Annotated in this window: 27 protein-coding genes; 19 read left to right on the top strand and 8 right to left on the bottom strand. The window is 54.1% G+C overall.

Annotated elements, in window-relative coordinates; translation table 11 throughout:
* The first annotated feature begins 498 nt into the window (after window positions 1-498).
* Window positions 499-1203: a YitT family protein gene (locus tag MKY74_RS26545; protein WP_076169963.1), complete on the top strand. Its 705-nt coding sequence runs from the start codon at window positions 499-501 to the stop codon at window positions 1201-1203.
* Window positions 1204-1355: 152 nt separating this feature from the next.
* Here the strand turns inward: MKY74_RS26545 and MKY74_RS26540 are convergent, their stop codons facing one another.
* Window positions 1356-1820, bottom strand: coding sequence for a DUF2188 domain-containing protein (locus MKY74_RS26540; RefSeq protein WP_076169964.1), 465 nt, complete (start codon window positions 1818-1820; stop codon window positions 1356-1358).
* Between the two features lie 127 nt (window positions 1821-1947).
* Between MKY74_RS26540 and MKY74_RS26535 the strand changes: the two genes are divergently transcribed.
* A complete protein-coding gene (locus tag MKY74_RS26535; RefSeq protein ID WP_076169965.1) occupies window positions 1948-2739 on the top strand; it encodes a lipid II flippase family protein in 792 nt (263 codons plus the stop codon).
* A 131-nt stretch (window positions 2740-2870) separates the two neighbouring features.
* On the opposite strand, the gene msrA is transcribed toward MKY74_RS26535, so the two are convergent.
* Together msrA and MKY74_RS26525 are read right to left on the bottom strand one after the other, a co-directional pair.
* Entirely contained in the window at window positions 2871-3836 is a 966-nt protein-coding gene (gene msrA, locus MKY74_RS26530; RefSeq protein ID WP_076169966.1) for a peptide-methionine (S)-S-oxide reductase MsrA, read from the bottom strand.
* Window positions 3837-3920: 84 nt separating this feature from the next.
* Window positions 3921-4535: a TVP38/TMEM64 family protein gene (locus MKY74_RS26525; RefSeq protein WP_076169967.1), complete on the bottom strand. Its 615-nt coding sequence runs from the start codon at window positions 4533-4535 to the stop codon at window positions 3921-3923.
* Window positions 4536-4932: 397 nt separating this feature from the next.
* Between MKY74_RS26525 and MKY74_RS26520 the strand changes: the two genes are divergently transcribed.
* The 3 genes from MKY74_RS26520 to MKY74_RS26510 all read left to right on the top strand — a co-directional run bounded on the left by MKY74_RS26520 (window position 4933) and on the right by MKY74_RS26510 (window position 6978).
* Window positions 4933-5619, top strand: coding sequence for a TerC family protein (locus MKY74_RS26520; protein WP_076169968.1), 687 nt, complete (start codon window positions 4933-4935; stop codon window positions 5617-5619).
* A gap of 92 nt (window positions 5620-5711) precedes the next feature.
* On the top strand, window positions 5712-6677 hold the full coding sequence (locus MKY74_RS26515) for a Gfo/Idh/MocA family protein (protein ID WP_208629291.1): 966 nt from the start codon (window positions 5712-5714) through the stop codon (window positions 6675-6677).
* On the top strand, window positions 6670-6978 hold the full coding sequence (locus MKY74_RS26510) for a hypothetical protein (protein ID WP_076169969.1): 309 nt from the start codon (window positions 6670-6672) through the stop codon (window positions 6976-6978). The genes MKY74_RS26515 and MKY74_RS26510 overlap by 8 nt, the downstream gene beginning before the upstream one ends.
* A gap of 98 nt (window positions 6979-7076) precedes the next feature.
* Here the strand turns inward: MKY74_RS26510 and MKY74_RS26505 are convergent, their stop codons facing one another.
* The 3 genes from MKY74_RS26505 to MKY74_RS26495 form a co-directional block, all read right to left on the bottom strand.
* A complete protein-coding gene (locus MKY74_RS26505) occupies window positions 7077-8150 on the bottom strand; it encodes a glycosyltransferase WbsX family protein (protein ID WP_076169970.1) in 1074 nt (357 codons plus the stop codon).
* A gap of 75 nt (window positions 8151-8225) precedes the next feature.
* Entirely contained in the window at window positions 8226-9401 is a 1176-nt protein-coding gene (locus MKY74_RS26500) for a glycosyltransferase family protein (protein ID WP_076169971.1), read from the bottom strand.
* A gap of 179 nt (window positions 9402-9580) precedes the next feature.
* A complete protein-coding gene (locus MKY74_RS26495) occupies window positions 9581-10429 on the bottom strand; it encodes an AraC family transcriptional regulator (RefSeq protein ID WP_076169972.1) in 849 nt (282 codons plus the stop codon).
* A gap of 155 nt (window positions 10430-10584) precedes the next feature.
* Here MKY74_RS26495 and MKY74_RS26490 point away from each other — a divergent pair, with 155 nt between their 5' ends.
* From MKY74_RS26490 to infC, 9 genes are all read left to right on the top strand, one after another.
* A complete protein-coding gene (locus tag MKY74_RS26490; RefSeq protein WP_076170166.1) occupies window positions 10585-11634 on the top strand; it encodes a Gfo/Idh/MocA family protein in 1050 nt (349 codons plus the stop codon).
* 49 nt (window positions 11635-11683) lie between these two features.
* Window positions 11684-12451 carry a sugar phosphate isomerase/epimerase family protein gene (locus MKY74_RS26485; protein WP_076169973.1) on the top strand — a complete coding sequence of 256 codons (768 nt, stop codon included), beginning with the start codon at window positions 11684-11686 and terminating at the stop codon, window positions 12449-12451.
* Complete coding sequence (locus tag MKY74_RS26480; RefSeq protein ID WP_076169974.1) at window positions 12444-13538, top strand: Gfo/Idh/MocA family protein; 1095 nt, start codon at window positions 12444-12446, stop codon at window positions 13536-13538. The genes MKY74_RS26485 and MKY74_RS26480 overlap by 8 nt, the downstream gene beginning before the upstream one ends.
* A 62-nt stretch (window positions 13539-13600) precedes the next feature.
* Complete coding sequence (locus MKY74_RS26475) at window positions 13601-14569, top strand: sugar phosphate isomerase/epimerase family protein (protein WP_076169975.1); 969 nt, start codon at window positions 13601-13603, stop codon at window positions 14567-14569.
* Between the two features lie 12 nt (window positions 14570-14581).
* Window positions 14582-15313 (top strand): ThuA domain-containing protein, encoded by a 732-nt coding sequence (locus MKY74_RS26470; protein ID WP_076169976.1) that lies wholly within the window; start codon window positions 14582-14584, stop codon window positions 15311-15313.
* Window positions 15314-15586: 273 nt separating this feature from the next.
* Window positions 15587-15907: a winged helix-turn-helix transcriptional regulator gene (locus tag MKY74_RS26465; RefSeq protein WP_076169977.1), complete on the top strand. Its 321-nt coding sequence runs from the start codon at window positions 15587-15589 to the stop codon at window positions 15905-15907.
* Window positions 15908-16072: 165 nt separating this feature from the next.
* The gene (locus tag MKY74_RS26460; RefSeq protein WP_076169978.1) at window positions 16073-16795 is read left to right on the top strand and encodes a hypothetical protein; all 723 of its coding nucleotides are present in this window, start codon (window positions 16073-16075) and stop codon (window positions 16793-16795) included.
* Window positions 16796-16925: 130 nt separating this feature from the next.
* Window positions 16926-17654 carry a hypothetical protein gene (locus MKY74_RS26455; protein WP_076169979.1) on the top strand — a complete coding sequence of 243 codons (729 nt, stop codon included), beginning with the start codon at window positions 16926-16928 and terminating at the stop codon, window positions 17652-17654.
* 111 nt (window positions 17655-17765) lie between these two features.
* Window positions 17766-18248 (top strand): translation initiation factor IF-3, encoded by a 483-nt coding sequence (gene infC / locus MKY74_RS26450; RefSeq protein WP_076169980.1) that lies wholly within the window; start codon window positions 17766-17768, stop codon window positions 18246-18248.
* Window positions 18249-18311: 63 nt separating this feature from the next.
* On the opposite strand, the gene MKY74_RS26445 is transcribed toward infC, so the two are convergent.
* Together MKY74_RS26445 and MKY74_RS26440 are read right to left on the bottom strand one after the other, a co-directional pair.
* The gene (locus tag MKY74_RS26445) at window positions 18312-19196 is read right to left on the bottom strand and encodes a hypothetical protein (RefSeq protein ID WP_076169981.1); all 885 of its coding nucleotides are present in this window, start codon (window positions 19194-19196) and stop codon (window positions 18312-18314) included.
* A gap of 438 nt (window positions 19197-19634) precedes the next feature.
* Window positions 19635-20351 (bottom strand): Crp/Fnr family transcriptional regulator, encoded by a 717-nt coding sequence (locus MKY74_RS26440; protein WP_076169982.1) that lies wholly within the window; start codon window positions 20349-20351, stop codon window positions 19635-19637.
* Window positions 20352-20598: 247 nt separating this feature from the next.
* Between MKY74_RS26440 and MKY74_RS26435 the strand changes: the two genes are divergently transcribed.
* The 5 genes from MKY74_RS26435 (at window position 20599) to MKY74_RS26415 (ending at window position 26458) form a co-directional block, all read left to right on the top strand.
* On the top strand, window positions 20599-21984 hold the full coding sequence (locus tag MKY74_RS26435; RefSeq protein WP_179232148.1) for an ABC transporter substrate-binding protein: 1386 nt from the start codon (window positions 20599-20601) through the stop codon (window positions 21982-21984).
* A gap of 126 nt (window positions 21985-22110) precedes the next feature.
* Window positions 22111-22995, top strand: a complete 885-nt coding sequence (locus tag MKY74_RS26430; RefSeq protein WP_076169984.1) for a carbohydrate ABC transporter permease — start codon at window positions 22111-22113, stop codon at window positions 22993-22995.
* Window positions 22995-23822: a carbohydrate ABC transporter permease gene (locus tag MKY74_RS26425; RefSeq protein ID WP_076169985.1), complete on the top strand. Its 828-nt coding sequence runs from the start codon at window positions 22995-22997 to the stop codon at window positions 23820-23822. Before MKY74_RS26430 ends, MKY74_RS26425 begins: the two co-directional genes overlap by 1 nt.
* Window positions 23823-23847: 25 nt before the next feature.
* A complete protein-coding gene (locus tag MKY74_RS26420) occupies window positions 23848-25695 on the top strand; it encodes a cache domain-containing sensor histidine kinase (protein WP_076169986.1) in 1848 nt (615 codons plus the stop codon).
* The gene (locus MKY74_RS26415; RefSeq protein WP_234489329.1) at window positions 25670-26458 is read left to right on the top strand and encodes a response regulator transcription factor; all 789 of its coding nucleotides are present in this window, start codon (window positions 25670-25672) and stop codon (window positions 26456-26458) included. Before MKY74_RS26420 ends, MKY74_RS26415 begins: the two co-directional genes overlap by 26 nt.
* Window positions 26459-26461 lie beyond the last annotated feature (3 nt).

Raw genomic sequence — 26461 nt, 5'->3', positions numbered from 1 at the left:
GGATATGACACGGTATCACGGTATCATTCCTGAAATCTGGATGACAGCGCCTGCGGCATAGAAGCCCTTCTTTTAGATATAAGAAAAGGTATAAGTTTCGGAGACTGGTTTCCTTATATCGCAACCAAAACTATCATATAAACGCGGTCCGGCTTCTTGGAATGCACGACGATAGACGTTTCTAACGCATTCTCCTCAGCAAGCTGTTTAGCAGGCAGTGCAACTGTGGTATAATAAGTATAGAAGTTATCAAACAAAAGAAAGGATCAGGATACCATGTGTCCCCGAAGGAACATTCCCCAAAGGACGATTTGGAAACGTTATGATCTCTCTTACACTTAGCTTCCATCGTAGAGAACAAGCGCCCGGATATTGGGTTGTGACAAACTTCTCGCGAAAGAAGGAAGCTTAAGATGCGAAGGACTCGGTCCTACAGGTTTCTTCCCGCGGAAGTTAGTCGCGTCCCTGACCAACTAACTACGATGAGGGGTAACCTGTATGAGGAAGAAAGACCATGTAATTTCAACGCTTCGACCAATCGCTATTATGATGTTAGGTACTTTTTTGCTGGCTTTTACGTATTATCACATTAATTTTCAGAATCATCTGTCCGAGGGCGGCTTCGTTGGCCTGTCGCTGCTCGGCAAGTACGCATTCGGATTTGACCCGGCAGTGACCGTGCTGATCCTGGATATTCCGGTGATCCTCGTTGCGCTGCTGCTGAATGGACGCAAATTTATTGTGAACACGCTTGTGGCGACCGTTTCGTTTTCCGTTTTTTACGATCTGATGGAACGCTACTCTGCGCTTGACATCAATCTTCACGGCAACCTGCTGCTTGCAGCGCTGCTGTCAGGCGTCTTGTCCGGCTTTGCAACCGGACTGGTGCTGCGGTTCGGAGGAGCGACAGGCGGCGACGATATCGTGTCACTGCTGCTCAGCCGTCTCACCGGCCTTAAAGTCGGCACCGTATTTATTCTGCTCGATGCGGCCGTCCTGCTCGTATCCTTGTTCTACCTGCCTCTGCAGGAAACGTTGTTTACGATTTTGGCCGTGAGTATTGCAGGGAAAATGATTACGTATACGGTCTCGTTTCGTGCGCATCGTACCTCGCCGGCAGCGGGAAATGCAGCACCTAAGATGACCGCGGGTCAGGTACAGCCTGCAGCCAAACCCGTTCACAAAGTTCGGAGTGTCCACTGATAGATAACCGCCTGGTTCCTGAGGGAATCAGGCGGTTTGCTGTTTATGGCAGGTATGGCAGGGCGGGCGGGCACCGTAAGGAGCCTCCCCGCGAAGACATACCACGAATCGCTCGATTTTGCCGTCTTGCGTGAACGCTGGTATGAACAGCATCACGAATAACTTCGATTGCTCTCGATTTTGCCGTCTTTGCCGTGAACGATGGCATGGACATCGTGTTTCGAGGCGTAGTCTTCCGCCTCGTCCATGGCTTCCTTCTTCGATCCAAAAGTCGACAAGGGCTTGTCTTTGCCTTCCACCTTGAGCGCCCATCCGTCCTCATGGGTGACGACATGGACGTCGGCATCGCCGCCCCGGCCGCTGCGGGAACGGGAAGTCTTGCCTGCGTGCTCGTCCCGCTCGTCATCCGAACGGCCGGATGCATGCTTCGATTGCCCTTCCTCACCGGCAGGGTGGTCCTCATTCCACTTTTCCGCCTGAGCGGTGCCGATGGCAATGGCGCGCCCTTCCTCATAGCCTTCCTCGAGCAGCGCATTGGCGATTTCGACCGCCTTATTCCGCACCCGGGGCTCCAGGTTTTTCATGGATACTGGGTAATCATGCTTATTCCAAGGCATTGTCAATCCCTCCAAACCAGTTCTCGTTTACCCCTATATTACCCGGCGCCGTGCGAATCAAACGATGTTCATCCGCCCGATATGCATTATAATGGAAAAGATTGAGAATAAAGGAGTGGGAAGCGTGATGATGCAGATGCTGCTGGTACTGCTCTTGACGGGGATCATCCATACCGTGGACAGCCTTTCCTATGCTCTGCGGCTCGGCGGGCCGCGCAGCCGGCGGATTACGCTGGCCCTGTCCCTGTCGGGGCTGCTTGTGATCGTGTCGAGGACTTCCAACATGGCGCAGGGGCCGATGGTCGGCAGCATGGTGGACAAGGCGCTGGCGTCGGCCTCCTTTCATTTGGAGTCGAGGCTGCATTGGATCATCGCCGCCGCCACAGCCGGTACAGCCGCAGCCATGCTGCTGTTTCCGAGCGTGGTGCGGATTTGCTCGCGGCTGGTCGTCCATTTGGAGGCTGCCGGTTCCATCCCGCAAATGGTAAGGCAGCTGACTGCCGGGCGAAAATGGAAGAACGGGGCGGCGTACGTCAAGCTGCCGAATCTCCAGATGCTGCGCAGCCTTTTTCAAGGCCGCCTGCCCAGACGCCTGATGGCGATCAATATGGCCGTCACGGCCATTTATACCGTCGGCGTGCTGTCCGCGCTGTATGCCGCTTATTTATGGCCGGCTTCCCGGCTGGCGGCATCGACCTCCTCCGGTCTGATCAACGGGGTGGCGACGATTCTGCTGACGCTGCTCGTCGACCCGCGGATCGCCCTGCTGTCGGACCGGACATTGCGGGGAGAGTCGCGTCTGGGGCGGATGAATCAGGTGCTCGGCCTGATGCTCGTGTCCCGCTGCGCCGGGACGATCGCGGCCCAGCTGCTGCTCGTTCCCTGCGCGTTCTGGATCGGCTGGCTTATCTCCGGCTGACCTCATGCAGCTGGAAAAAGGGAACGCGCATGAAAAAGAGGGTAAGGCTGCAAGCCTTACCCTCTTTTCGTATAAAGAACGAACCCCAGCGCCTATCGCTTGCTGGTCTCAAAATAGAACGGCAGAACCGTTTATTCAAACAGCACTTTATATTCGGAATATCCTTCCTTATCCAGGTCTTCCTTCGGAATAAAGCGAAGCGCCGCGGAGTTGATGCAGTAGCGGAGGCCGTTCGGCCCCGGCCCATCGTCAAATACATGGCCCAGATGGGAATCCGAGCCTTTGCTGCGCACTTCGGTCCGTACCATCATATGGCTCAGGTCCAGCTTCTCTTTAATGTGGTAATCGCGGATCGGCCGGGTAAAGCTCGGCCAGCCGCAGCCCGAATCATATTTGTCCGTGGAGCTGAACAGCGGCTCGCCGGACACGATGTCGACGTAAATGCCGTCGCCGTGATGATCCCAGAACTCGTTTTGGAACGGCCGCTCCGTGGCGTTGTTCTGGGTGACTTCGTATTGAAGCGGCGTCAGGCGCTGTTTCAGCTCTTCCTTGTTTATCTTGGGAGCCCAGTGCTTTTCCAGGAAGTCATCGCGGCCCGATCCTTTCCGGTACCGTTTGTAATGTCCAGGGTTTTTCTTGTGGTAGTCCTGATGGTAATCTTCCGCTTCATAGAACGGGCCGGCAGGCAAAATCGGCGTAACGATCGGCTTGTCAAAGCGGCCGCTTCTTTCGAGCGCCTGCTTGGACGCTTCGGCCTTCTCGCGCTGCTCCTCGCTGTGATAGAAAATAGCGGTCTGGTAGGAAGAACCGCGATCGTAGAACTGCCCGCCCGCATCGGTTGGATCGATCTGCTGCCAGAACAGCTCGAGCAGCTTTTCATAAGGAAAAATGTCCGGGTTGAACGTAATCTGCACCGCTTCGACATGCCCCGTCGTTTCAGAGCATACTTCCTCGTAAGTCGGGTTCGGCTTATGGCCGCCGGTATACCCGGACACGATGCTGACGATGCCCGGCAGCTCCTCAAACGGGGTTACCATGCACCAAAAGCATCCACCCGCAAAAGTGGCTTTATGTTCAACTGGCTGTACGTAGCTCATGATATCACTCCGTTTCTTTCAAATCGTAAGTAAGGTGTACAACTCCATTATAATCCATCCGCGCAAGGGAACCAAGGAGCCCGGTTATTTCGGTCTCGTGCGGGAGAGGCGGCGGTACATTACCGCGATCAGTCCGAGCAAGAGGACATAAGCGGAGGCCGCAGCGGCGGAGATCCACGGGTGCGCAGACAGATTGCCGCCCAGGTAGGCATACAGCAGGATGCCCGGCACTTTGCCGATCCCGGAAGCGGCGGTGTAGCTCCAGAAGGGAAGCGCGGCGGCCCCGGCGAATATATTGACCGCCATCTGCGGAACGATCGGAATAACCCGCGCGGCGGCGATACTGACAAACGGATGCGTTTCAATGAATGCGGTGAAAGTCTGCAGCGGCTTGATCCGTTCCAGATACCTCCTGCCACGGTCCCGAAACAGGTAGCGGACAAGTCCGTACAGAATCGTGGCCGCCAGCATCGTTCCGATCCAGGAGACGACCGCCGCCCACAGGGTCCCGTAAGCGTAACCGAGCGCTGCGATGACCAGCTTATAGGGAACGACAGGGAACAGGGCGACCAGGGCAACAATTCCGACTAGCAGAAGGAAGGACGGCCTTTCGCCCAGCGCCTTCATGATCGCGTCCCGGTACAGGAAAGCCCAAACGAGCAGAAGGATGTACAAGAGGGGCAGCAGCCATTTTTTCATGGTGATTTCCTTTCCACTTAGCCTATAATCTCCATCATACCAAAAATTAATGAATAAAAATCATAGTAATTGCCTTAGAGTTTTGCTATAATGGTTCCAACAAGTGAATAGTTCCCAAAGGGGAGTAGCTCATGCAATAAAGTCGTCATTACGGGATCGGTATCCCCGGCTTTATTGGCAACGATTATGTTGTTTTGCGAGACCTTTGCCTGATTTTTCATTAGGTAAAGGTCTTTTTTGGTGGGCAAAAAGCGCCATTTTACCTAATGAAGGTAAGGGGCGCTTTTTTTAGTGCGGCGACTAATCATTCTATCTATATAGAATGAACTAAAGAAATGAACGTTATAGGTAAAACTTTAGTTCATTCTATCTCAAACAACAGAAAGGTGGAAATCGTATGGAATTGTTTACTATGGCATTTTGGGCAGCGCTCATGTCCATCGTCATCATTGACCTGGTTCTTGCCGGCGATAACGCCATTGTAATCGGGCTCGCCGCACGGAACGTCAAAAAAGAAGACCAGAAAAAAGTCATTATTTGGGGGACCGTGGGCGCTGTCGTCATCCGGGTCATCGCCACGCTGCTGGTCGTGCAGCTGCTGCTGATCCCTGGACTGCGGCTTGTCGGGGGAATCGCGCTTGTATGGATCGCGTATAAGCTGCTGATTGACGAGAAAAAGCATGACATATCCGCAGGCAACCAAATGTGGGCGGCCATCCGCACGATCATTATCGCCGATGCCATGATGGGTCTCGACAACGTGCTGGCGGTAGCCGGAGCGGCCCATGGAGACTTCCTGCTCGTCATTATCGGACTGGCGATTTCGGTGCCGATTATGGTATGGGGCAGCACGATCATCCTGAAGCTGACGGAACGCTTCCCGGTCATTATTACGATCGGTGCGGCGGTGCTCGCCTGGACGGCATCCAAAATGCTGGTGGAAGAGCCGCTGATTCACGACTGGTTTGCCAGCCCGATCCTGAAGTACGGGTTTGAAGTGGTGGTCATTGCCGCCGTCGTTGCTTTGGGACTGATGACCAAAAAGAAAAAGCAGAAGGAAAACCGGGCGGCAGAGTCGATGTAACGACTTAAATTTGCCGGCCAAAAGCGGTATAATGGGTATCTGTCCGGCATGTCCGGAAGGTTCGTTGGATGGAAGAAAGGTGGACCATAGGCATGAATGTGATAAACCGTAAGCGGAAGGTTGCGCTGGCGGGGCTCGGTGATATCGCCCACAAGGTATATCTTCCGCTGCTGGCCCACCACGAGAAGGTGGAGGTTGCCGGGGTGATGAGCCGCTCCGAAGCTACGGTCCAGCGCGTGACGCAGACTTACCGGTTTCCTCAGGGGACGACCGATTTGGAAGAACTGCTGTCATGGGACCTGGATGCCGTTTTTGTCCACAGCCCGACAGAAACCCATTATGACGTGGTTAAAGCTTGTTTGGAACGCGGGGTATCCGTCTATGTCGACAAGCCGCTGACGACGGATCTCGCCAAGTCCAGGGAACTGGCCGCCCTGGCTTCAAAGAAAGGACTGCTGCTCGCGGTAGGCTTTAACCGCCGGTTTGCTCCATTATATGTGCGGGCAAAGGCATGGGTCGAGGAGACCGGCGGATTTGTCCAGGCCGCTGCAGCCAAGCACCGGACCACCCTGCAGAAAGGGAGCAGCAGCGACACGATTTACGACGATCTGATCCATATGCTGGACCTGCTGCTCTGGCTGGGCGGAAGTGACTACGAGCTGCTTCATCACCATCTAAGCGAAGATGAACAGGGCCGGCTGCTGCACACCTCCGGCGAGCTTGGCCTCGGTCGGAACGTCACAGGAAGGTACAGTATGATCCGGCAGGCCGGAGCGGATATGGAGAAGCTCGAGCTGCACGGAAGCGGCCGGTCGGCGGAAATCGTAAATCTGGAGCGTGCGGTTCTGTGTGAGCATGGAAGGCCGCCCGAGACCCGCGAATTTGGAAGCTGGGAACCGATCCTGCATCGGCGCGGCTTCAGCGGGGCCGTGGATCATTTTCTGGAACATCTTGCTTCTCCGGAAGACTGTACTATTCGCGCTGAGCGGGTCATGCGCAGCCATGAGCTGGCATCAAGACTGGCGGAGCAGCAGAAGGGGGGGACTGACAATGGATGAACGGCAGAAGTCGCTGGAAGAAGGCATCGTGGAAAGCTACCGGCAGGATGAGGATATGATGATCCTGGTTTTTGCCCAGTGGTGCGTTAACCACGGATTGGACCCCCTGGAGCTGTACCGGCAGGCGTACCCGCAGCAGGGTGACAACGAGCGACTGCAGCGGGTGCTGGACCTGACCGTACCTAAAGAGGAGGCCGGGCCGATTCCGGACGATACTGTGCTTGGCGTGTTGTCGCTGTTCGGCAACGAAGACTTGGCGTTTGTCGTATCCGAAACGATTGCGGCGAGAGCCAAAAAATAAGCACCAGCACTTTGGCTGCAGCTTGAATGGTAAAAGCAGCCCAGAAGCCATGCCCCATATCCGGGGCATGGCTTCTTTGCTCATAGGGCGGGAGAGCGTTATTTGCGGCCGGTATAACTCGCGGATGCTTCCAGCGCACTTTTCACCGCCTTCAAATATTGATAGCCGTGATGCCGGTCCGGTTCAAGGTAAGCTCCCTCTGCCCATTCGTTCCAGGCGTTGATAAACAGAAACTCGCTGCGGTACAGCCGGCTTGCCCTTTCGATCTGTCTCGCCAGATACCAGCCGAACTTGCGCGGGGAAGCCCCCATGCTGCTTTGCCCGTGGGCGCCGAGTCGCGGCGTGTTGTCCCAGTTGACGAAAGCGCCCGGGAAAATCGTCTCCCCGGCACGATGAGGCGAACGGTTCAATATGTTTTCCCAGACATGATCATAATCCACAACGATGTGCGGGTCGCTGCCGTACGTATTGACATAGCTCCAGATTTGCTGGGAACGGCTGTGACCGAACGTATAGTGCGGTTCGAACTCCAGGCTTGCTTCGAAGCCAGCTTGGTTGGGAAGGGGGAACCCCCCTAGCGTGCGTACAAAATAAATGCCTTCAAGCCCGTTTCTCCGGGCCAAATCGTTCCATAACCGGATCATCTCCTCACAGCGGGGGATGTTTCCGGGCCGATAGATGATAAACATCGGTTTCTCTTGAACACGGATGTATCTCTCATCCCGGAAGGCATCCAGCAGCGCATAAAAGTGCTCTTCCCAGTCACGTTCATCCCCGTAATCCTGCGGCATCAGCAGGTGATGATCACCGCCGTCCCACCTCCGGGTCCACGGCTCGTTGGCCCAGGACAGGCAGAACGGGATCCGGGGCTCACCCAGCCGCAGCACTTCGTTAAAAGGCTTTTCGAGCAGCCGCTTTCCTTTGAACCAGTAGTGGTAATAACAAAAGCCGTAAATGCCGTAGGACTGGGCGGTGTCCGCCTGCCACATCCGCGCGGCAGGGTCGGTCAAATCGTAGTAATACTGATCGAAGGGCTCATTGGGCTGCTTGTGCCCCGGGTACAAGGGGACGGCCTTTCGGGTATTTGTCCACTCTGTAAAACCCTCCCCCCACCACAAATCGTTTTCGGGTATTGGGTGAAACTGCGGTAGTAAAAATGCGATAAGCTTCAAGTTGACTTACCTCCCATACAACTTCGACGGCGGCTCAATCCTGATCCCGGCAGGCTGCCCGGACGGTTTGCATTCCTAGCGCCGAGCGGCGAGATGGAGCAGCTTCAGCACCATTTGCAAGCACGAATTGCGGTATTTGCTGCCGTACAGAGCGTTGGTCGACACATACCGCATGAGCTCAGGCCGGTCCCAATAATAGCCGAGTTTTTCCTGCAGGTCGCCGGCGGAGCGGAAGATGACGATATCTTCGTCCGGCCGCATGTACTCGTATAGATTGGGATCGTTCTCCGCCAGCAGAAAGCCTCCGCATGCGCCAATGGCCAAAACCTGCCCGGGCTCCGGCTGCGCATAAATGATTACGGTGGCGCCGTTATAGTATTCCTGGATATCGGCCAGCGGCCGCACGCAGGTTACGCCGTCTTCGGGCTGCCATCCTAAGCCCATGGCAAACACTTTTTTGTCCGCGAGCAGCGGCTTCATGCCGGCGAACATCTCCCGGGTACGCGGATCCGCATTTCCGATGAACAGAATGTCGGATTGATACGCGATATTCACGGCTTTGGGGAAATACACGGATGGATCCGCGGCAAAGGGCAAATATACGATCTGTCTGCAGCCCATATAGCGGTATAGAGGTATGTGGTTGATATTTTGCGTGAATACGAGGTCGAATGCATCCGCAATCGAAGCCAGCTGTTCGGCAGGCGCGGCGGCATCCGCCAGCCAGACCGCTTTTACCGGGGAGCCGGACAGGACCGGATCCCGCAATTCGTCAAAAAAGTTCGCATCGGGATTGCCGAGCACCAGCAGGAGATCGAACGGAATGGCAGTCAGCCCTACGGGCAGGTTATAGAGGTGCTTCACGGGAGCGGCCGCCTGTGTGACCAGCCTGAGCCCGTCAAGAATGGACTGTTCGGTATGCCAATGGCTATCTTCCGAGAGCAGCGACCGCACAAGAACTTTCATTTGTTTGGTATCCACCGGGCCCGGGGGGTTGCGTGCTCCGTCCAATTCAGCGAGAACGGTTGGCGCCGCGGCCGGTTGCTCGGAAGGCACTGTTTCCGTTTCGGCAGCAACGGGGGGGCCTGGCAGACTTGGGGCCGCGCCGGGAAGGGGAGCTGGCACCTGCGGTGTTCCACCGCTGTTTTTCTTCAGCACGCGGACCACCATTTTGGCGATGCGCTGCTCGGTAACGGGATGCAAACGGATCTGGGTGCGGCGGGATCGCTCGCGGCTCCTTTTTTTGTTCATGGCGTTTGATTTCCCTCCTCATCGCCTTAGCATAGTGTCATACCAGTGTATGGTTGTATCGTGAAAGCTGCCCCACGGACAACTGACCTGAAAAGGAAAAAAAGGGCGGATGCTGAAGCCGGCAGCACAAAAAAACCGGCGCTTATCCGCGCCGGCTTCAGCCTGTCTTATCCGATGTTCTAATTCGGCGAACGGACGCCGATCCCGGTCTGGATCTGCTCCCTGTTCTCCATGCGGTATTCCTTGGGCGACTTGCCGAACCGGGACCGGAATACCCGGTGGAAATACGTATAGCTGCCGAATCCCGAAGTTTCCGCAATGTCTTCGAGCGACATCGGACTAAACACGATCCGCTCGCGGGCCATTTCCAGCCGTACGTCCAGCGTATATTGCATAATGCTCGTCCCGAAGGCCTCCTTAAACAGATGGACCGCCCTCGAGACGCTGATGCCGACATGTGAAGCGACATCCTCCAGCTTGAAGGATAACGAGGCGTGTTCTTCAATAAAATGCTTCATGCGGTAAGCCAGGTACGTTCTCGGGGTCGTGGAGGGATGCTCGCTAAGGAGGCGGTCCGTTTCGAGGCATAAAATCCGCATATAGTATCCGGATATTTCGGGATACGGGTTGGACATTCTCCGCTGCTCCAGCACGATCTGGCGGAACAGGCTGATCAGGCTCTCGTTAAGCGGGACGCGGATACGCGTCGGCCGTTTCTGCTTGGCCCACCACTGGTCGATCCATTCCCCGCCGAAAAAAATATGATAGTCGCCGCTTTCTACGGCAAGCTCGCCCTGAGCGTTCGGCTCCTCGCCGATCAACAGCTCGTACGGCTCGTCAGGGGAATAAATCAACAGATCGCCCGATTCGACGGGAACAAGCTCACCGTCTACCAGTGCGCGGCATCTTCCGTCGGTCTGCAGACGCATGAGGTAATTTTTAACGCCGTCCATCTCGCTCATGTAGAACGGTTTATGATGAAATGAAAATCCTGCTGTATAAATGTGCACTGAATCTTGGGTGGACATGATAGGGCTCCCTTTGCAATCCAAAAAATAATGACCAGATTGTTCATGTTTCGATCATATAATTCATTTTAATATAAATAAATTCGGAATACCATGTTACTAGATTGTTGAATACGCATTCAGCATCGTAAGGAGTGACTTTCGTGGAGAACAAAATGAAAGCCGGCATTATCGGCTGCGGCAACATCAGTGCCATTTACCTGGAGAATTTAAAGAAAAGCCCGGTTGTTGAAGTGGTGGCGGTTGCCGATCTGGTGACTGAACGCGCCCAGGCGCGGGCTGAAGAGTTTGGGATTGCAAACGCATACACCGTGGATGAGCTGCTCGGTGACAAAGAGATTGAGCTCGTCATCAACCTGACGATTCCCGGCAGCCATGCCTCCATTGATTTGGCGGCGCTTGAAGCCGGCAAGCATGTATACGCAGAGAAGCCGCTGGCGACCTCGCTGCAGGACGGCAAGCGCGTGGTTGAACTGGCCGAGCAGAAAGGACTGCGCGCCGGAAGCGCGCCGGATACGTTCCTCGGATCAGGCGTGCAGACCGCCAAAGCGGCGATCGAAGCCGGAAAGATCGGCATACCGGTGGCGGCAACCGCATTTATGATGGGCGGCGGCCCGGAGGGCTGGCATCCGGACCCTGAATTTTTCTACGCGCCGGGCGGCGGTCCGATGCTGGACATGGGTCCGTATTACCTGACGGCGCTGGTTGAGCTGCTGGGTTCGATCCGCCGGATCAGCGCTTCGGTAGGTGCCCAGATCCCGATGCGGACCATCGGCTCGGGGCCGAAGAGCGGCCAGCAGATTCAGGTGCAGACACCGACCCATCTGGCAGGCACCATCGATTTTAAACAAGGCGCCATCGCCACGATGATAACCAGCTTTGATATTAAAGCCGGGGCCAATCTGCCGTGGATTGAAATTTACGGTACGGAAGGAACGCTCAGCCTGCCGGATCCGAACTTCTTTAACGGCGACGTCAAGCTTCGCCGAAGCGGTTCCAGCGAATGGGAAGTGCTGACGCCCGTTTTTGAGAGCACCCAGAACGAACGCGGCCGCGGTGTAAACGACATGGTCGAAGCGATCCGCTCGGGGCGCAAGCACCGGGCCAACGGCAACCTGGCCTACCACGTGCTGGAAGCCATGTATGCTTTTGAAGAGTCATCCATCAGCGGCAGCCATGTCGTACTTGCGAGCAGCCATGAATAACGGTCATCCCCATAAGGTGACCTATAAGCGAATACAGGGGTGAACCAATATGTTGAAGCTTGGCCTGCAGTTATATACGGTTCGTGAAGAAATGGAAAAGGATTTTGAGGGTACGTTGAAGAAAGTAGCAGAGCTGGGTTATCAGGGCGTGGAATTCCACACCTTCTTCGGACGCTCCAGCGCCGAGGTCAAGAAGCTGCTGGACGAGAACGGTCTGGTCGCCATCGGGACCCATACGCCGTACGACCGGATGCAAAACGCACTGGACGAGGAAATCGCCTATAACAAGGAGATCGGCAGCAGCAGCCTGATCGTTCCTTACCTTGGTGAGGAGCAGCGCAAGTGGGACGAAGTGTTTGACAACCTGAAGCGTATCGGTGAGAAATGCGCCGCGCAGGGGGCCACACTGCTGTACCATAACCACGATTTTGAATTTACGGAAACACGCGGCGAGGAAACGGTGTTCGACGCGATGTACGAAGCGGTGCCCGCCGACCTGCTGAAGGTGGAGCTGGATACGTGCTGGGTATATTTTGCCGGCTACGATCCGGTGGAGTACATCGAGAAGTATGCGGGGCGCCTTCCGATTGTGCACTGGAAGGACGTCAAGCGGAAAGAGGACGGCACGCCGCAGACGGTCGAGCTCGGCGCAGGCGAAGTCAATCTGGAAGCCGTAGCCGAAGCAGCGGACCAAGCCGGCGTGGAATGGATCGTTGTGGAGCAGGATTTCTGTGAAAGACCACCGCTCGAAAGCATTGCAGCCAGCATGGAATGGATCAAATCTTATGCCAGAAACGGAGGACCCGTAAATGTCTAGCTCAAGCAAAACCCTGAAAATCGGCATCATCGGCTGCGGAGGAATCGCAAACGGCAAGCATATGCCGAGTCTCAAGAAGCAGCCTCAGGCGGAAATGGTTGCGTTCTGCGATATCGTGCAGGAGCGCGCAGAGAAGGCCGCTGCCGAATTCGGCGCAGAAGGCGCCAAAGTGTATACAGATTTCCGCGAACTGCTGAAGGACGCAAGCATCGACGTCATTCATGTATGTACGCCGAACGATTCCCACTCCGTCATTTCGGTGGCGGCGCTGGAAGCCGGCAAGCATGTCATGTGCGAGAAGCCGATGGCCAAGACGGCCGCCGAGGCCAAAGCGATGGTGGAAGCCGCCAAGCGCACCGGCAAGAAGCTGACGATCGGCTACCAGAACCGCTTCCGCAACGACAGCCAATACTTGAAGGAGCTGTGCGAGAACGGGGAGCTCGGCGACATTTATTACGGTAAAGCGCTGGCCATCCGCCGCCGTGCCGTTCCGACCTGGGGCGTGTTCCTTGACGAAGAGAAGCAGGGCGGGGGACCGCTGATCGATATCGGCACCCACGCGCTCGACCTGACGCTGTGGCTGATGGACAACTATAAGCCGAAGAGCGTGCTCGGGAGCACCTTCCACAAGCTGGGCCATAAAGAGAATGCGGCCAACGCGTTCGGCCCTTGGAATCCGGAAGAGTTCAAGGTAGAGGATTCCGCATTCGGTTTCATCACGATGCAGAACGGCGCAACGATCGTGCTGGAGTCCAGCTGGGCGCTGAACGTCGTGGAAACCGGGGAAGCGAAGACGGTTCTTGCCGGCACGGAAGGCGGGGCTGACATGAAAGACGGCCTGCGCATCAACGGCGAGAAAATGAGCCGCCTCTATGAAACCACGGTGGATCTGAACGCCGGCGGCGTAGCCTTCTACTCCGGGTCGGCAGAGACCGATGCCGACAAGGAGCAGCGCCTGTGGCTCGAAGCCATCCTGGAAGATAAAGAGCCGGTGGTCAAGCCGGAGCAGGCCTATGTGGTCACGCAGATCCTCGAAGCCATTTACGAGTCTGCCAAAACAGGCAAAGCCGTTTATTTTGAGGAATAGTCATCCTTTGCATAGAAGCAATTATTTATAGCTACGATAACCAAGAATGAGGAGGAGTACACTTGAAACTGGGAGTATTTATGGTATTGTTTGGTGGACGCAAACTGGAGGACGCTTTGGACTATGTCGTCTCCAAAGGATTGAAGGCTGTTGAAATCGGAACAGGGGGCAATCCCGGCAACGCGCACTGCAAGCCGGCGGAGCTGCTGAAGGACGAAGCCGCATTGAAGCAATTCAAGGACGCAATCGAGTCCCGCGGCCTGACGATCAGCTCGCTGAGCTGCCACGGCAACCCGCTGCATCCGCAGAAGCATCTGGCTCAGGCCGACCACGAGGATTTCGTGAACTCGGTGCTGCTGGCTGAGAGATTGGGCGTTGAAGTGGTCACCACGTTCTCCGGATGCCCTGGCGACCATGAGGATGCCAAATATCCGAACTGGCCGGTAGCGCCTTGGCCAAACGATTATCAGGAAGTGCTCGCATGGCAGTGGGAGAACAAAGTCATCCCTTACTGGACCGAACAAGCGAAGTTTGCCAAAGAGCATAATGTAAAAATCGCGCTTGAGCTCCACGGCGGTTTCTCGGTGCATACGCCTGCGACACTGCTCCGCCTGCGCGAAGCTGCCGGCGAAACGATCGGCGCCAACCTGGATCCGAGCCACATGTGGTGGCAGGGCATCGATCCGGTGCAGGCGATCCACATTTTGGGCCGTGAGGGTGCGATCCATCACTTCCATGCAAAGGATACCGTGATCGATCCGATCAATGTTAACAAATACGGCCTGACCGATATGCAGTCCTACACGAACATGCTGGACCGCGCTTGGCAGTTCCGCAGCGTAGGCTACGGACACGATGTAAAAACGTGGGCTGACATTATCAGCGCACTGCGCCTCGTCGGCTATGATTATGTCGTCAGCATCGAGCATGAAGACGGCCTGATGTCTGTTGAAGAAGGCTTCTCCAAAGCCGTTCAAAACCTGCAGCAAGTACTTATTGAAGAGCCACTCGGCGAGATGTGGTGGGTCTAGGGGGATAAATCATTGATTAATGTAACCATTTGGAACGAATTCGTTCATGAAAATATTCACGACGAAGTGAAGGCAGTCTATCCGGAAGGCATTCATGCCGCACTGGCCGCAGGGCTGGACGGCAACGGCTTTGCGATTACAACGGCAACGCTGGACCAGCCGGAGCATGGATTGACCGAAGAAGTGCTGAATGCCACGGACGTGCTCGTATGGTGGGGCCATATGGCCCACGACCAGGTCAGCGACGAAGTGGTGGCGCGTGTCGTAAAACGCGTGCTAGGCGGCATGGGACTCATCGTGCTGCACTCCGGCCATTTCTCCAAACCGTTTAAAGCGTTGATGGGAACCTCCTGCGACCTCAAGTGGAGAGAAGCAGGGGAGCAGGAAATCATTTGGAACGTGAACCCGTCCCATCCGATTTCCATGGGCATTGACGCCAAAATTATCCTCGAGCATGAGGAAATGTACGGCGAATTTTTCGATATTCCGGCTCCGGATGAGCTCGTGTTTATCAGTAATTTTGAAGGTGGCGAAGTGTTCAGAAGCGGATGCACCTTCCGCAGAGGCCAAGGGAAGATCTTCTATTTCCGTCCAGGCCATGAGACGTTCCCGACCTATTACCAGCCGGAAATCCTGAAAGTCATCGCCAACGCGATCAATTGGGCGTATCCTCTCCAAACGCCGGCTCCGGTATTCGGCAACATGCAGCCGGTCAGAGAACTAAAGCCGGCGGCAGTATTGTAAGTTTTCGCAAGGCGCATCAGCCTAAAGCGGCGGTCCAACCGCCGCTTTTTTGCTTGCTTGCAGAGCATGCATGATTTTCGGATGATCTGTAGATCATGGGATCAGCAAGGAATCGGGAGTCCCGTTTTGAAAGGGAGAGAACATTTGCGGAGCTTTCCAGCAGTTGTCTTGTTTCATTTTGCGCAAAAATGTGGTAAAATGAAATATACTAACTTAATGTAAGCGTTCATGAGACGTAACTGTTTACATGGATTCTGTAAAGAGGTGAAGATCATGAATCAACAACAATTTAACATGTGTCCGCGATTCGAAAATGCTTTCTCCATATTAGGGAAACGCTGGAACGGCTTAATCGTCTTTTCCCTGATGGATGGTCCGAAACGGTTCAAGGATATATCGAAATTAATTCCTTCGATGAGCGATAAGATGCTGTCCGAACGCATGAAAGACTTGGAAACGGAAGGAATTCTGGTTCGGCACGTTTATCCCGAAACGCCTGTCCGTATCGAATATGAGCTGACGGATAAAGGCCGAGCGCTGCGTCCCGTTATGGAGCAGGTTCAAGAGTGGGCAGAACAGTGGGTTGAGCTGTAAAACCGTCCGAAAGGTACGGTTCTACGGGAAACCCGTTAACGACAAACCTTCCTTCCATTAAGGAGGGTTTTTGTTAATTATAGGAAAAGACTTGCACCAAATGACGGAGTCTGTAGTATAATTGGTAAAAAACTGCCTTTTCGGCGTATAAGGAGGCGGATGACGATGAGGAAGATCATATTCTCCCAGGGAATCGGGTACGGCAAGGACGATGTACACGAGCTTGAAAGCGCTTCGGTCAAGGTTCGGGGCATTTACGACAAGACACTCAGCATGCTGAGCCGGTATTGGCCGGAATCGATTTGGAAACGCTGGACTTTAGACAGGCCTGCTCAGGCGTCACCTGCCGACGAAGACAAAGACAAGAGCAGTACGATTTTTCAGAAATGGATTCAAGGTCCTACGGGCTGGAAATGCATCGGCTGTGAGCGGCATAATGTCGAGAGCCTTGATGCGAATCATGCCTCGGACGGAACGTCCAAGCATGAATACATCTTTCACAACGGCCGGCATCAGAGCATGCTGCTGCAGGTCATCATCTGGTCCCAGTATGAAGAAATCACCATGTTTCACCCCTTTCTCGGCGACACTCCTTTTTTCACAGAAGAAGAACTGGAGGTCATCTCCACTTATTTTGTGCCTACCTATGTCCATGAAGCCCCTCTGATCCAGCTTGGCAAAAGTTACAAGAAACACAACACGAAATTTCCGATCTACCAGGAATATATTTCAGCTCCGCCGCTGATGCTGCAGTTTGGGGGAGAGGTGCTGGAGGGCACGTGGATGACAGGCGTATACGTGGACCAGGCGAATTTTCTCGGTTTGGGCCCTTATTTGAAAAATACCGACGGCACTCGGACGTTCATGGAGCCTCTTATCGATTCATAGGAAACATCTGCCGGAATGCGCGGATTATGCGGGCCCGGCTCGAATATGGTAAAATAGAGTCCTCAGGGGAGGGCTCTATTTGCGTTTTGGAAGAGTCCTGCGAGATTGCGGAAGCAAAGGTGGTTATTCGATGAGGAAGCCGGTTTTACACGCTGCATTCATCATGTTGATCATAGCAGCACTGCTGCTGACAGGCTGCAAACAAGCCGACCAGGAGGAGGCATCGGCCAACGTTTATTCGAATGACGTCAATGGGGAGGTCTCTCTCTCTGAAAAAGACGGCTTCTTCTCACCGGCGGTCATCCAAAATTTACAGCAATATTTGCAGCAGGGCGTGACGGTCCGGGAAGGGTTGAAGAGAAGCGGCATTGTCGGTTTTAGCGACAACGGAAGCGTCCTGACGATCAGCCAGGTGTCCCTGGATCCTTTATTTGAGTGGGCATTTGAAATCAATGGCAAGAAGCTGGGCAAGGATAATCTCGACACCGTCCTGCAGGACCATGATGAAATTTCCATCAACATTCAGTACGCTGATCCCAAAAAGGACGGGAAAGATGCAAAGGCTCCCGAATTTACCGTGTTGAAGCTGGACGGCGGGTCCATGAAGCCTGATATGACGCATTCTTATGTATTTCCGTACACGAATAATCAAAGCGTCAGGGACGTTATGGCGCACAGCGGTTTCGTGAAGCTGACGGACAATAAAATGTACGTAGACACCGTCCAGGGGTACAGTCCCAAATCGGTGGAGAAGTGGGTCGTCAAGGTGAACGGGAAGGAACTGGTGGACAGCGGTTTGGAAATGAAGCTGACGCCGCAGGATGAAGTGGAAATCAGGCTGGAACGGGCAAGCGTATAATGGACAAACCCAATAGAAGCAAATGGACAAGCCCGAATTGGCTGACAGCGAATGTGAAATGAAAATCCAGAATAAATGATACATGTCGTGTGTAAAAGGAAGGGTACCCCTATGTGGATGAATGAGAAGATCAAGGCTTCCGAGGTGGAATTAACCGGCTTGAACGGCGAGAATATCGGAGTCGTCCCGACCAGGGAAGCATTGGCCATGGCCCGCAAGCTGAAAGTAGACCTCGTCTGCACGTCGCTGATGAGCAGTCCGCCGCCTTGCCGGCTGGTGGCTGCCGCCGACGCCAAGAAGGAAGCCCAGGCAGCCAAAGCCAAATCTTCCGACCGGGTAGTAAAGGTGAAGGAGATCCGGCTGACCCCGAACATCGAGGAGCACGATCTGGACACGAAGAAGCAGCAGGCCGTGCGAATATTACAAGCGGGAAATGCCGTCATGCTGGTGGTCCGGGTGCAGGGCAAGGAGGGCGCCGCCGCCAAGGTTCTGCTGGAGGACCAGGTTCGGGAATTAAAGGAGTGGGGCCGCGCCAAAACAGGCATCCAGGTGAGCGGCAAGCAGGCTGCCGTACAGATCGATCCGGTCGCATAAATAAAAGACAAAGCCCCCGGGCGCCGTTAATTCAGGCACTCAGGGGCTTTTCTGCGGTTCGGGTTAGTCTATAAGCGATCTCCAGCCGTCGAGGTCGTGGACGGACACCCCTGCGAATGAGGTGTTGACCTGCGCCAATTGCTGCAGCTTGCCCAACTGGGAGTCCATATAAGCTTTTCCTTCCTCATAGAAGGTAATAAATTCGCCTTCGCTGCTCGGCTTCGTTTCGACAGAAGCAAAGGCCGGCTTGCCGAGATAGTTCGCCTCTTCCAGTTCGCGCTTGGCGGTGCTGTAGATGCCGTCGGCGGTATCCCGGTAGGACATGATCGCAACGGCGTCATATTGGCTGATCATGAAGCGGCTCAGCGTGCTTGTTCCGTCCGCTGTCGTATAGTTGCAGAGCCAAAACGGAATATCGGCGGCAACGGGAAGATTCATTTCACGCACATGATCGGTTAAATACTGGACGTTCTCCTGCCATTGGCGGATGACCGAGGTCTGGTCCGACTTCCATTGAGGCAGCACGTGGGGTTCGATGTCGACATGAACGCCCTGGAACTTCTCGTCCTCTGCAGCGCCGTTCTGGTACGCCTTCACCCAATCGAGGAAGCTTGTGATTTTGTAACGTTCCGACGTAAGTCCCCAGGACGGGGCGCCGCTGAGCGCATCGACCCGGATATCCAAAGCTCCGGCCTGCTTAATGAAGCTCTTATAGTAGGAAGCAGGAATATCGCTGTTGGTCTGGAGATAAATCGTACGGACGCCGTGATCGGCCGAAAATTTCAGCATCTCCTTGGCTTCCGTCTTGATCAGCACCGTGTTCCACAGCCAGGTGGCTTTGGTGTAACCTTCCGCTTTAGCCTCATTTCCGGGGAAGAGACCTGCGGCAAACCATAATACAACGAAGGCGGCAATCCATCCTGAACGCAATGAATATTTACTTGACATGACAATCGGTACACTCCTTTATATGATATGCGGTACTACCTGATTCGATGGACCCTCTTTCACGACAAACACGATTCCTTATGACCAGATCTGACAGCGGGTATGACTTATGATGTTCCTGGTATTGGCGGATCTCAGTCCTCCTTACAAGGATCTGTAGTCTGATAGCAGGCCCACGACATAATAGGTAGATCTGCGTAGTGGATGAGTCCTTGGAAATAGGTGCTATCCAATTGATCGGTTCTTTATTCCGCATTATATATAGGTCTTAAGAATCATTTAATAGTATATGAAGAAAGCGCTTTAATGAATATAGGTATTTGGAAGGGTGGAAAGAGAAAAATTAGAGGGTGGTAGAAAGGAATCGAAGCGATACAGCCTCCTTGTAGCGCATGAAAAACCCCCTGCGCTGCACGCAGAGGGAAGTGATGATTTTTCTTAAATCCGGCATATTTCCTTCGGACAATGCTCACAGTGACAGATGCCCTGCAGATGAGAAATGTCGTTAATGACAATCAGGCCGTCCACAATGTCCACCGCACCGCATTTGCGGAGGTCGCCCAGCATCCGGTTGACGCTTTCGCGCGTAGCTCCGATCAGGTTCGAAAGATCCGTGTTGGTAAGCTTTTTATGGATGATGATACGCCCTCCGGTATGTTCTCCGTACGTATTGCCGAGCCGGATCAGTGTCGAACAGAGCGCGCCGGGCTTGCCGTACATCATAAGATCCCGGAACTTGGTCTGCGTGAGGCGGTGATGATTGCCCATCCATTTCATAAAGTCCATCGCAAAAGCGCCGTCCTGGCAAATGAGGAATTCCATATCCTGCTGGTCGATCACGCCGACGACGCTGTCCTCAAGCACCTCGGCGGTATAGCTGTGCGTACGGCTGCCGATCGGGTCAGCCTGGCCGACGATATCGCCGCTTGTATACATATAGACGATAAGCTCTTTCCCTTCGACCGAAGATTTGCTTAATTTAACGCATCCGCTGTAGATATAGTAAAATCTGTCGGCAGCATCCCCTTCCCAGAACAGGTGGGAACCCGCAGGCATCTTGATTTCCGTCATCATGGAAAGCATCCGTGTGAAGTTGGCGTCCGAGAAGCAGCATGTATTCCGGACCGTGTCCTCGAGTGCAGGCAGTGTGCTCATCGTTCATTTCCCCTTTTTGACTTGCTGTAATGTGATTGCCTTTGTCCATATTATAGCGGGAATACGAGCGGCTTAGTGCGCGCCGGGCGGGCGAAAAGTGTCAAATTTCTAACAATGTGATTATTTTCACTTGTTGTAGAAGATTTTCCCCCTGCATTAGCGGAATATTCTCCTTACGGATCTGGCGGCCGCTTCTTATAATTAAGCATGTAAACCAGATTGCTAAGGGGGGCTAAACCAGATGAAGATGAAAAGAAGTTTGATGCTGCTGATCTCGTTATGTTTTGCGGCGTCGCTCGCGTTATCCGGTTGTGGAAGCGATAACAAATCGGCCGGAGAGACGGGCGGGGGTTCATCGGGAACGGAGCCGAAGACGGAGGAAGCGCAAAAGGCCGAACCGTTCGAGCTGACACTGAGACATACGCAGGTTGGCCAGGACAAAGAGAAGCGTTTTGCCATTTTGCAGGACGTCGTGAAAAAGACGGAGGGCGAAATCGAAGGGTTAACGTTCAAGCTGGATGGCGTGGAATCCGACGTCAACCGGAAAGAGAAGCTGCGCGGCGAAATGGCGGCAGGCAATCCGCCTGATATTTTCGACCTGTTCGGCAGCCCCGATTCCAAAGTGTACGCCAAAGAGGGCAAGCTGCTTGATTTGACGCCGATCATTGAGGAGCTGGGGATCAAGGATAAGTTCAGCTCGCTCGAGCCGTTCACTTACGAAGGTAAGGTCTACGGACTGCCGATCGGCGGATCTGGCGAAGGTTTCTTCTACAACAAGGAGTATTACGATAAAAAGGGCTGGGCGCCGCCTAAAACGTTCGCCGAGCTGGAAGAGCAGCTGGCCGCGATCAAGGCCGACGGCAAGGTGCCTATGGCGGCAGCTTCCAAGGCAGGCTGGGTGCCGCTGATGCTGACCAACCATCTGTGGTCGCGCTACGCGGGACCGGACATTACGAATAAATTCGCTACCGGCGAAGCCAAATGGAACGATCCGAACATGGTCAAGGCGTTTGCGAAGCATAAGGAATGGGTCGACAAGGGCTATTTCAAAAAGGGCGAGCTGGGCTTTGAATACGCCGAGTACACGACCCAATTTACGAGCGGGGAAGCCATTCTGATGTATGACGGAACCTGGAAGTCTTCGGTGTTCAAGCAAGGGGAATCCGGCGAAGGCATGATCGGTAAAGTCGGCTTCTTCAACCTTCCGCCGGTGGACGGCGGTGTAGGCGATCAGACGGCGCTGATGCGCGACGTCAACAACGGCTACGGCTTCTCGTCCGCGGTCGCCAAGGATCCGCGCAAGCTGGAAGCAGTGAAAGCGTTTATCAAGAACCTGTTTAATGAGGAAATGCAGATCCGCGGCTTGGTGGAAGACGGGGTCCTGCCGGCCATGAAGCTGGACGCATCTGTGCTGGAGTCGAGCATTACTGACGATCTGATGAAGCAAATCGTCGACGTGCTGAACTCGGCCCAATCCTCCTTCCCGGCATTCGACTCGCTCGTACAGGCTGACGTGACGACGGAAATCAGCAACATTCAGATTCAAAAGCTGATCGGCAACCAGACGACGCCTGAGAAGATGGGCGAAGCGCTCCAGAAGGCACAAGAGGAAGCGAATTCACTGGAAGAATAACGGCAGCTGATGCGGTGTGCCTCGGGTCAAACCGGGGCACCTGTTTTTTACTCAACCCCCTCAAGTCTGAGGGAGCATGACATTTTTTCGGGCGGACGACCAAGCGCCCGCGTTGGGAGGAACTCCATGAACAAAGCATTGAAGAATCCTGCGCTCTACGTCCTGTTTATTCTTCCCTGCTTGATTTTGTTTGCCATGTTTTTTCTGTATCCGATTGTAAGCTCGATCCGTTACAGCCTGACGAGCTGGAACGGCGTATCCAGCGATCCGAAATTCATCGGCTTCGACAACTTCGTGAAGGCGCTGACGGAGAAGCGGTTTTGGACCGCAGTCCGAAACAACGGCTATTTCATTTTGTTTTCCTGCGGAATCCAAGTGCCGCTGATCGTCTTTTTTTCGCTCCTGATCGCCCATGTCAAAAAATTGAAGGGGCTGTACAAGACGGCGGTATTTTTGCCTTCGATTATGTCCACCGCCGTGATCGGCATCCTCTGGGGATTTATTTATGAGCCGAACATCGGGCTGCTGAACAATATTTTGAAAGTGTTCGGCATCGAACCGCTGTATTGGCTGTCCGACGAAAAATACGCGATGCTGTCCATCCTGATTACCAATGCCTGGCAGTGGACCGGCTTTTATATCGTCATGGTTCTCGCCGCCATTATTTCCATTCCCCGCGAGCTGGACGAAGCCGCCGCCATCGACGGGGCAACGGCTGTACAGCGGGCGTTCTCCATTACGCTGCCGCTCATTAAGCCGATCATCTCCGTCGTCATTATGCTGTCCATCGCAGGCGCGATGAAAGCCGCGGACATCGTCATCGTCATGACGAAGGGCGGACCGGCGGGTTCGACCGACGTGATGGCCACCTACATGATCAAATATGCCATTACCAACTTCAAATACGGGTACGGCAACAGCATTTCCGTTCTCATCTTCGTCTTTACATTAATACTGACCGCCCTGTACCAACTGTTGATTGCAAGGCGCAGCGAAAGGATTGAATACTGATGAACAGGCTCAAAAAACTGCTGCCCCACATCGTCTTGATGGCCTACTTATTAGTTATTCTTTTCCCGTTCCTGTTCGTGCTCTTCTCTTCGGTCAAAAAGGATAACAATGCGATCGCCCTGAACCCGTTCGGCATACCAAAGCAGTTTGCGTTAGGTAATTACGTGGAGGCATGGGTCAACGCCAAGATCAGCACCTATTTTTTCAACAGTCTGTATATCTCGATTCTGTCGGCCGTCGTATCGATCCTGATCGCCGCGATGTTTGCGTTTGCGATAACCCGCATGCGGCATTTCAAAATCAGCGCGCTGCTGTCCGGCCTGATCCTGGTCGGCATGCTCATCCCGAACAACGCGCTTATGCTCCCGATTTATCTGCTCGTACGCAAGCTTGGGATCCTGGATACGCATCTGGCGCTCATCATTCCTTACATCGCCAATGCGCTCCCGTTCTCGGTCATCATTCTGGCGGCGTTCATGCGGTCCCTGCCCGGTGAAATCGAGGAAGCAGCCGTCATGGACGGGTTGAAAGCCCAGGGTATATTTGCTAGAATTGTCGTACCCCTGACGGTTCCGGCCATGGTTACGGTGTTTATCGTGAACTTCCTCGGCAACTGGAACGAATTTTTGCTAGCCAACTACTTCCTCTCCAATGATTCGCTGCGGACCCTCCCGGTCGGGATGGTGCAGTTCCGGGATCAATACCAGATGAATTACGCGCAGATGTCAGCCGGCATCGTCTACAGCGTCGTACCTGTCATCGTGATTTACGCGATCCTTCAGGAGAAAATCATTGAAGGCGTTACAGCAGGCAGTGTTAAGGGATAACATGCGAAGAAACGGATGAATGCCAATGAATTTGCGGGTAAAATTGTTTACGGCATTTGTTACACTGATCATCGTTCCGCTGTGCGTGCTGGGCGTCGTCACCTTTATGGTGACCTCTCATTCGATTGAGACCAAATACAGCCGGCAGACGGAATATTCCCTTAAAGCGATCAGCTACAGCATCAACAGCGTGCTGAAGCAGATGGACAACGTGACGGATAACGGCATCGCGACCTCGGTGTTTCATATGGCGCTCATCGCCAAGGACCCGACCAAACAGGATTTGAACGATGCCGAGCAGCTGAACCTGAACAACAGCCAGCGCAACTTCCGGAGCCTGCTGTACAACCATCCTGCCATCAGTTATGCCTATCTGTACAACCTGCAGGGCAGCGGACCGTCGAGCACGGTCTCCATTTTCACCAAGGAAGACTTTAATACGCTGTCATTCGAAGAGTTTAAAGCCCATCCGTTATATCAAGAAGTTATGGCCCTGAACGGGGTCCCCAAATGGCTCGGACCGCATGAATACCCGGAAATCACCGGATCCGACCCGGTGTTTACACAAATTCGGCTCATCAAGGAGCTGAGCTATTTTAAAAATATCGGGATTTTGGTGACCCAAATCAAAAACTGGGATATCGAGCTGATCTTCCGCAACCTGTCTTTAAACCGAGATATGCAGTCCACCGATTTTATGCTCGTAAACGATAAAGGACTTATTCTGTATGATCCGAATAAAGTGCTGGACGGCCAGCCAATCCAGTCCGTGATGAAGAGGGACGTCAAGTTCGGCGGTGATTTTCAGAGCTTCAAGACGGCGTTTAACGGGGAAAAAAGCATCGTTTCGATTTATCATATGAAAGAATACAATTGGAGTCTCGTTTCCGTCACTTCGTGGAGCTCCCTGTCACAGGAAACGCTGGTCTTTGCCAAATGGTTTATCGGCATTACGCTCGTCTGCCTTTTGGCGGCGGTGACCTTCAACATGGTCTTCATGAACCGGATTACCGGCTCGATCGCGGTCATCGTCCGCTTCATGCGTAAAGTGGAAGGCGGGGACTTCAATGTCCAGGTGCACCACCGGGGCAAAGACGAGCTGCATATTCTGGCGAAGGGCTTTAACGATCTGGTTGAACGGGTCAACGGCCTGTTCCAACAGATCCAGAAGGAGCAGAAGCAGAAGGCGAAGGCAGAGCTGCGGGTGCTCCAGGCCCAGATCAAGCCGCATTTTCTGTTCAATACGCTCGAGTCGATCAACGTCCTTGCGGTTCAGAACGAAGGGGAGAAGGTCAGCGAAATGGTGCACCGGCTTGGCAACATTTTGCGGATCAGCATCCAGGACAATGAGGAGATTACGCTTGGCCAGGAAATCGAGCATTTGCAGAGCTATTTGGAAATCCAGAAATTCAGGTTTCAGGATTTGTTTGAATATGAGATCGATATTCCGCCGGAGCTGCGGAGCCGCAGCGTGCTGAAGCTGACCCTGCAGCCGCTCGTCGAGAACTGCATCCAGCACGGCTTTGAAGGGATCGGCTATAAGGGCATGATTTATGTGTCCTGCTGGAAAGAGCGCGGCCGGCTCGTACTGCAGGTACAGGACAACGGCATCGGCATCAGTCCGCGGCAGCTGGCGGCTTTTGAATACATGAAGAGCGATGGCGGGGAACCGCCGGAATCGAAGGATATGCAGGTGAACCACGAGCGGAGGGGACTCGGCGTACGCAGTGTTGCCGACCGCATCCGGATTCACTACGGCGATGTATACGGGTTGTTCATTTGTTCGTCCGGGACCACCGGAACGATAATCCAATGTATCATACCAGACAACGAGTGGAGGGACATGGATGATTCTGAACGTGCTGCTGGTTGATGATGAAGCCCCGATTCTGAACAATCTGAAAAGCGTTATTCCGTGGAACGACATGCAGATGCAGGTCTATACCGCCCGGAGCGGACAGGAGGCGTTGGACATTTGCAGTCTCCATACCCCCGATATCGTGCTGTGCGACATTCGCATGCCGGTGATGGACGGCCTGACCCTGATCGGCGAGCTGCGCAAAGGCGGATCCGCCGCTGAAATCATTCTTCTAACGGGATATCAGGAATTTGAGTATGCCCGGCAGGCGATCAAGTATAATGTCAGGGAGTACATTTGCAAGCCGATCCATTACAAGGAGCTGGAGAATACGATCCGCTCCGCCCGTGAGGATATTCTCCGGAAACGGCGGAGCGATCCGTTCCAGGTGACCGTCGCCCGGATAGAGGAGGACAGCAGCGACAGCGGGGCAAGAAAGACCCCGCAGCAGCTGATGTCGGAAGCGATTCTTTATATCGGCGAACGGCTGGGCAGCGATCTGGGCATCGAGGAGCTGGCGGGACACCTGGGCATCAGCTGCAGCTATTTTTGCCTGCTGTTCAAAAATCATCTCGGCGTCACCTTTGTCGAGTATTTGACAGGGAAACGGATCGAAACCGCTAAATATCTGCTTACCCACAGCGACAAAAGCATCACGCAAATCGGCAGCAGCATCGGCTACCAGGAGCGGAGGTACTTTACCAAAGTGTTCCAGCGTCATACCGGGCTGACACCGTCCGAATTCCGTGACCAGACGAAGGGAAGAACGGCGGGTTAGCGG

Source organism: Paenibacillus sp. FSL R5-0378, from assembly GCF_038009285.1.
Lineage (GTDB): Bacteria > Bacillota > Bacilli > Paenibacillales > Paenibacillaceae > Paenibacillus_AQ > Paenibacillus_AQ favisporus.
This window is presented reverse-complemented; position numbering and strand designations above follow the sequence as displayed.

Coding starts and splice junctions, on each gene's coding strand:
- MKY74_RS26420 (WP_076169986.1), top strand. CDS start 23,848: ATGAATTTGCGGGTAAAATTGTTTACGGCATTTGTTACACTGATCATC.
- MKY74_RS26480 (WP_076169974.1), top strand. CDS start 12,444: ATGTCTAGCTCAAGCAAAACCCTGAAAATCGGCATCATCGGCTGCGGA.
- MKY74_RS26425 (WP_076169985.1), top strand. CDS start 22,995: ATGAACAGGCTCAAAAAACTGCTGCCCCACATCGTCTTGATGGCCTAC.
- MKY74_RS26495 (WP_076169972.1), bottom strand. CDS start 10,429: ATGTCCACCCAAGATTCAGTGCACATTTATACAGCAGGATTTTCATTT.
- MKY74_RS26500 (WP_076169971.1), bottom strand. CDS start 9,401: ATGAACAAAAAAAGGAGCCGCGAGCGATCCCGCCGCACCCAGATCCGT.
- msrA (WP_076169966.1), bottom strand. CDS start 3,836: ATGAGCTACGTACAGCCAGTTGAACATAAAGCCACTTTTGCGGGTGGA.
- MKY74_RS26540 (WP_076169964.1), bottom strand. CDS start 1,820: ATGCCTTGGAATAAGCATGATTACCCAGTATCCATGAAAAACCTGGAG.
- MKY74_RS26440 (WP_076169982.1), bottom strand. CDS start 20,351: ATGAGCACACTGCCTGCACTCGAGGACACGGTCCGGAATACATGCTGC.
- MKY74_RS26525 (WP_076169967.1), bottom strand. CDS start 4,535: ATGAAAAAATGGCTGCTGCCCCTCTTGTACATCCTTCTGCTCGTTTGG.
- MKY74_RS26455 (WP_076169979.1), top strand. CDS start 16,926: ATGAGGAAGCCGGTTTTACACGCTGCATTCATCATGTTGATCATAGCA.
- MKY74_RS26460 (WP_076169978.1), top strand. CDS start 16,073: ATGAGGAAGATCATATTCTCCCAGGGAATCGGGTACGGCAAGGACGAT.
- MKY74_RS26435 (WP_179232148.1), top strand. CDS start 20,599: ATGAAAAGAAGTTTGATGCTGCTGATCTCGTTATGTTTTGCGGCGTCG.
- MKY74_RS26515 (WP_208629291.1), top strand. CDS start 5,712: ATGAATGTGATAAACCGTAAGCGGAAGGTTGCGCTGGCGGGGCTCGGT.
- MKY74_RS26510 (WP_076169969.1), top strand. CDS start 6,670: ATGGATGAACGGCAGAAGTCGCTGGAAGAAGGCATCGTGGAAAGCTAC.
- MKY74_RS26520 (WP_076169968.1), top strand. CDS start 4,933: ATGGAATTGTTTACTATGGCATTTTGGGCAGCGCTCATGTCCATCGTC.
- MKY74_RS26485 (WP_076169973.1), top strand. CDS start 11,684: ATGTTGAAGCTTGGCCTGCAGTTATATACGGTTCGTGAAGAAATGGAA.
- MKY74_RS26465 (WP_076169977.1), top strand. CDS start 15,587: ATGAATCAACAACAATTTAACATGTGTCCGCGATTCGAAAATGCTTTC.
- MKY74_RS26445 (WP_076169981.1), bottom strand. CDS start 19,196: ATGTCAAGTAAATATTCATTGCGTTCAGGATGGATTGCCGCCTTCGTT.
- MKY74_RS26545 (WP_076169963.1), top strand. CDS start 499: ATGAGGAAGAAAGACCATGTAATTTCAACGCTTCGACCAATCGCTATT.
- MKY74_RS26490 (WP_076170166.1), top strand. CDS start 10,585: ATGAAAGCCGGCATTATCGGCTGCGGCAACATCAGTGCCATTTACCTG.
- MKY74_RS26535 (WP_076169965.1), top strand. CDS start 1,948: ATGATGCAGATGCTGCTGGTACTGCTCTTGACGGGGATCATCCATACC.
- infC (WP_076169980.1), top strand. CDS start 17,766: ATGTGGATGAATGAGAAGATCAAGGCTTCCGAGGTGGAATTAACCGGC.
- MKY74_RS26415 (WP_234489329.1), top strand. CDS start 25,670: ATGATTCTGAACGTGCTGCTGGTTGATGATGAAGCCCCGATTCTGAAC.
- MKY74_RS26430 (WP_076169984.1), top strand. CDS start 22,111: ATGAACAAAGCATTGAAGAATCCTGCGCTCTACGTCCTGTTTATTCTT.